Source organism: Streptomyces sp. NPDC005485, assembly GCF_040606085.1.
Lineage (GTDB): Bacteria > Actinomycetota > Actinomycetes > Streptomycetales > Streptomycetaceae > Streptomyces.
Genome location: NZ_JBEXDZ010000285.1, coordinates 1 through 5,233 on the forward strand (window position 1 = coordinate 1; position 5,233 = coordinate 5,233).

Below are 5,233 nucleotides of genomic sequence, written 5' to 3' on the forward strand. Positions count from 1 at the left end.
GACGTACCGGATGCCAGGCCAGCGGGGTACGACCCCACGGGCCACACACCAGTCCTGGTGTGCCGTCCTCAGGATCTGCTCGCGCGGCCGCCCGGTCGAAGGCCTCCATACGCGCCAGGAAGTCCGCACTGTGCGACGTCAGCAGCGGCGCCTGGTCATCGGCCGTCCGATCCCCGCGTACGACGACCAGAGCCTGCCCCTGCACCGTGCGGGGCAGCCCGAGCCAGCGCACCGGCTGCTGGACCGTCCGTACCGCGACGATCTGGTCCCAGGACGTCGTCCGGGTACGGAAGAAGGCCACGCGACGCAGCCCGATCGCGCTCACCCACGTGCCGACCCGCAGCAGTCGCAGGGCGCAGAGGATGACGAACGCGGCTCCGCCCAGGACCGCTCCCGCGGCGGCCACGGTGCCGGTGAGCGCGATGACGACCGCGGCGAAGAGCACGTACGAGGCGAGCAGCAGGAGCAGCGCGGCCGCGCCCACCCGCCAGGGGCCGGGCCGGTACGGGCGCCGCCAGTGATCGCGGTCGTCGAAGGGCAGCGCGAGATCGTCCGCCGCCTCGTCAAAGGCGCGGTCCGCCGTCAGGAAGGGCAGGGGCACGACTGATCCTCACTCAATCCACGCATGGGTGATGCCCGGTGAGGTTATCGAGCCGCGTGCCTGCTCACCACCCTTGGGGGTCCAAGGGGGTATGTCCCACGCCATTCGGGCGGCGCGGGGGCGTCAGCGCCCGTCGGAGGCCTCGGAGTGCTGCGTCTTGGCCGGTGACTGGTCGAGGGACAGCGAGGGCGTGCCGATCAGCAGAGCGCCCACGAGCCCGGCGACCACGGTGAGGCCTATGAGCCACTGCCCGGCCCTCTGCCCGGCGGACGCGCGCTCGCGGGGCGGGGGAGTGACGTTGCTGCGGAACTGGTCGGCTTCGGCGATGAAGGCGAACGGAACGGGCTCGCGCCGACGGAACATGGGGAGCGCTTCTCCTCTGGAGACTCGAAGGGATCAGAGACATCGGAGCCGTCGGGTGTCCCGGATGACTCGAACGAATCACTGTCACCAACACAGACGCTCGAAGAGCCCAAAAGGTGCCCAGTTTCGCCGAATTCGCAGAAGTTCGCTGCCGAATGTCGCGGCACGGTACCGAACGCCCCGTTGTCAGTGCCGGGCCGTAGAGTGGTCGCCGCCCGAGAGACGTGATGGGAAGGACCCTCCAAGCCGTGACCGACACCCCCGCCGACGACCTCAAGCCAAGCTTCCGCAGCGATGTCACCGTCGAGCTGGTCAAGCACACCGCGTCCGACTCGGACGTGCTGTTCGCCGCCCGTGTCTCGACCGTCGGCGAGCAGTCGCTGGACGAGCTGCAGAAGGACCCGGAGCGCTCCAAGGGCCTGATCAACTACCTGATGCGGGACCGGCACGGCAGCCCCTTCGAGCACAACTCGATGACGTTCTTCATCAGCGCCCCGATCTTCGTCTTCCGCGAGTTCATGCGGCACCGCGTGGGGTGGTCGTACAACGAGGAATCGGGCCGGTACAGGGAGCTCGAACCCGTCTTCTACGTCCCGGGCGAGTCCCGCAAGCTGGTCCAGCAGGGCCGCCCCGGCAAGTACGTCTTCGTGGACGGCACCGAGGCCCAACAGGAGCTGGTCGGCCGCACGATGGAGGACTCCTACCGCCAGGCGTACGCGGCGTACCAGGAGATGCTCGCCGCCGGCGTCGCCCGCGAGGTCGCCCGCGCGGTCCTCCCGGTCGGCCTCTTCTCCTCGATGTACGCCACCTGCAACGCGCGCTCGCTGATGCACTTCCTCGGCCTGCGCACCCAGCACGAGCTCGCCAAGGTCCCGTCCTTCCCGCAGCGGGAGATCGAGATGGTCGGCGAGAAGATGGAGGCGGAGTGGGCGAAGCTCATGCCGCTCACCTACGCGGCCTTCAACGCCAACGGTCGCGTGGCCCCGTAGGGCACCTCAGTTCTCCCGGTCGGCACAGATGTACGGATCAGCCGTGCGAAGTGTCCGTATTGCGGCATTTCGAGAAGTTCATCTAGCCTGATCAAACGGACCCGGCACTGCTTGAACCCCCGAGCAGGCAGTGCCGGGCTCCACCTTTGTCGCGACTTGTCGCCCACCCCGAGGGCAGACCAGGCATGGAGCAGCGAGTAGCGTGTTACCCATGGCTCCGACCTCCACTCCGCAGACCCCCTTCGGGAGGGTCCTCACCGCCATGGTCACGCCCTTCGCGGCGGACGGCGCACTCGACCTCGACGGCGCGCAGCGGCTCGCAACCCACCTGGTGGACGCCGGCAACGACGGTCTGATCGTCAACGGCACCACCGGCGAGTCCCCGACCACCAGCGACGCGGAGAAATCGGATCTCGTACGAGCCGTACTGGAGGCGGTCGGCGACCGTGCCCACGTCGTCGCCGGCGTCGGCACGAACGACACACACCACAGCATCGAACTGGCCCGCGCCGCCGAGAAAGCCGGCGCCCACGGCCTGCTGACCGTGACGCCGTACTACAACAAGCCCCCGCAAGAGGGCCTGTACCGGCACTTCACGGCCATCGCCGACGCGACCGAGCTGCCGGTGATGCTCTACGACATCCCCGGCCGCAGCGGCGTACCGATCAGCACCGAAACGCTGGTGCGTCTGGCCGAGCACCCGCGTATCGTCGCGAACAAGGATGCCAAGGGAGACCTGGGCCGGGCCAGCTGGGCCATCGCCCGCTCCGGCCTGGCCTGGTACTCCGGCGACGACATGCTGAACCTGCCGCTTCTCTCGGTCGGCGCGGTCGGCTTCGTCTCCGTGGTGGGCCACGTCGTCACCCCCGAGCTGCGCGCCCTCCTCGAGGCGTACGTCACGGGCGACGTCCAGAAGGCCACCGAGATCCACCAGAAGCTGCTCCCGGTCTTCACCGGCATGTTCCGCACCCAGGGCGTCATGACCACGAAGGCCGCGCTCGCCCTCCAGGGCCTGCCGGCCGGACCGCTGCGCGCACCCATGGTCGAACTGTCACCCGAGGAGACCGCGCAGCTCAAGATCGATCTTGCCGCCGGCGGGGTACAGCTCTAACCACAGACTTCACAACTGAATACGTACGACAACGCAGGCCACGGGCCTGCACCCCACACAGACAACTGCTACTGCACGAACGTCATGCGCGCCACGTGCCTTACAGGTACGTGGCGCGTGTGGTGAGGAGAGTCTTTTGAGTCATCCGCATCCTGAACTCGGCGCCCCGCCGAAGCTCGCGAAGGGCGGCCTGCGGGTCACCCCGCTCGGCGGCCTCGGTGAAATCGGCCGAAACATGACGGTCTTCGAATACGGAGGCCGTCTGCTGATCGTCGACTGCGGCGTGCTCTTCCCCGAGGAGGAGCAGCCCGGAATCGACCTGATCCTGCCGGACTTCACGTCCATCAGGGACCGCCTCGACGACATCGAGGGCATCGTCCTCACGCATGGCCACGAGGACCACATCGGCGGCGTCCCCTTCCTCCTGCGGGAGAAGCCGGACATCCCGCTGATCGGCTCCAAGCTGACCCTCGCCCTGATCGAGGCGAAGCTCCAGGAGCACCGCATCCGTCCGTACACGCTTGAGGTGGCCGAGGGCCACCGCGAGCGCATCGGCCCCTTCGACTGTGAGTTCGTCGCGGTCAACCACTCCATCCCGGACGCCCTCGCGGTCGCCATCCGCACCCCTGCGGGCATGGTGGTCCACACGGGTGACTTCAAGATGGACCAGCTTCCGCTGGACGGCCGCCTCACGGACCTGCACGCGTTCGCACGTCTGAGCGAGGAGGGCATCGACCTCCTTCTTTCGGACTCGACGAACGCCGAGGTCCCGGGCTTCGTCCCGCCCGAGCGCGACATCTCGAACGTGCTGCGCCAGGTCTTCGCCGGGGCCAGCAAGCGGATCATCGTGGCGAGCTTCGCCAGCCACGTCCACCGCATCCAGCAGATCCTGGACGCCGCCCACGAGTACGGCCGTCGCGTCGCCTTCGTCGGCCGCTCGATGGTCCGCAACATGGGCATCGCCCGGGATCTCGGCTACCTGAAGGTCCCGCCGGGCCTGGTGGTCGACGTGAAGACGCTCGACGACCTGCCCGACCACCAGATCGTGCTGGTCTGCACGGGCTCGCAGGGCGAGCCGATGGCAGCCCTCTCGCGCATGGCCAACCGGGATCACCAGATCCGCATCGTCCAGGGCGACACGGTGATCCTCGCGTCGTCGCTGATCCCGGGCAACGAGAACGCCGTCTACCGCGTCATCAACGGCCTGACCCGCTGGGGCGCGAACGTCGTCCACAAGGGCAATGCCAAGGTGCACGTCTCGGGCCACGCCTCGGCGGGCGAGCTGCTGTACTTCTACAACATCTGCAAGCCGCGGAACCTGATGCCGGTGCACGGCGAGTGGCGCCACCTGCGTGCCAACGCAGAGCTGGGCGCCCTCACCGGCGTCCCGCACGACCGCATCGTGATCGCCGAGGACGGCGTCGTCGTCGACCTCGTCGAGGGCAAGGCCAAGATCTCCGGCAAGGTCCAGGCGGGCTACGTGTACGTCGACGGCCTCTCGGTCGGCGATGTCGGCGAGCCCGCGCTCAAGGACCGGCGAATCCTCGGTGACGAGGGCATCATCTCGGTGTTCGTGGTGATGGACTCCAGCACAGGCAAGATCACCGGCGGCCCGCACATCCAGGCCCGCGGCTCGGGCATCGACGACTCCGCCTTCAGCGAGGTCGTCCCGAGGATCACCGAGGTCCTGGAGAAGTCCGCCCAGGACGGCGTGGTCGAGCCCCACCAGATGCAGCAGCTCATCCGCCGCACGCTGGGCAAATGGGTCTCGGACAACTACCGCCGGCGCCCGATGATCCTCCCGGTCGTCGTCGAGGTCTGACCCTCTCGTACGTGCCAACCCGGAGCGGGGCGCCTCGATTTGCATCGGGGCGCCCCGCTCCAGTACGTTTACGTCTCCGCCTGAACGGGAACCCGGTCGCTTCGTGCGCCGGACCAGTCCTCGAACGGGGCGGGGAATTCCGACTCAGAATCTCTGATAAAGTCGGAGCCGCTGGAAAGGGAAACGCGAAAGCGAAAACCTGGAAAGCGCCGAGGAAATCGGATCGGAAAACGGTCTGATAGAGTCGGAAATGCAAGACCGAAGGGAAGCGCCCGGAGGAAAGCCCCAGAAAATGTTCTGCGGGTGAGTACAAAGGAAGCGTCCGTTCCTTGAGAACTCAACAGCGT

Annotated in this window: 4 protein-coding genes and 1 pseudogene; 3 read left to right on the forward strand and 2 right to left on the reverse strand. The window is 67.6% G+C overall.

The features are described 5' to 3' along the window. Positions 1 to 85: 85 nt before the first annotated feature. Positions 86 to 601: pseudogene (locus ABZS97_RS43335) on the reverse strand (hypothetical protein); the annotation flags it as partial. A 123-nt stretch (positions 602 to 724) separates the two neighbouring features. Further along, positions 725 to 964, reverse strand: coding sequence for a hypothetical protein (locus ABZS97_RS43340; protein WP_356149311.1), 240 nt, complete (start codon positions 962 to 964; stop codon positions 725 to 727). A gap of 248 nt (positions 965 to 1,212) precedes the next feature. On the opposite strand from ABZS97_RS43340, the gene thyX reads away from it, so the two are divergent. The 3 genes from thyX to ABZS97_RS43355 all read left to right on the forward strand — a co-directional run bounded on the left by thyX (position 1,213) and on the right by ABZS97_RS43355 (position 4,886). Further along, positions 1,213 to 1,953: an FAD-dependent thymidylate synthase gene (gene thyX, locus ABZS97_RS43345; protein ID WP_356149316.1), complete on the forward strand. Its 741-nt coding sequence runs from the start codon at positions 1,213 to 1,215 to the stop codon at positions 1,951 to 1,953. Positions 1,954 to 2,164: 211 nt separating this feature from the next. Next, positions 2,165 to 3,064, forward strand: coding sequence for a 4-hydroxy-tetrahydrodipicolinate synthase (dapA, locus tag ABZS97_RS43350; RefSeq protein WP_356149321.1), 900 nt, complete (start codon positions 2,165 to 2,167; stop codon positions 3,062 to 3,064). 136 nt (positions 3,065 to 3,200) lie between these two features. Next, positions 3,201 to 4,886 (forward strand): ribonuclease J, encoded by a 1,686-nt coding sequence (locus ABZS97_RS43355; RefSeq protein ID WP_356149324.1) that lies wholly within the window; start codon positions 3,201 to 3,203, stop codon positions 4,884 to 4,886. Positions 4,887 to 5,233 lie beyond the last annotated feature (347 nt).

Excerpts from the sequence above, each read along its gene's own strand:
- ABZS97_RS43340 (WP_356149311.1), bottom strand. The coding sequence starts at position 964 with ATGTTCCGTCGGCGCGAGCCCGTTCCGTTCGCCTTCATCGCCGAAGCC.
- dapA (WP_356149321.1), top strand. The coding sequence starts at position 2,165 with ATGGCTCCGACCTCCACTCCGCAGACCCCCTTCGGGAGGGTCCTCACC.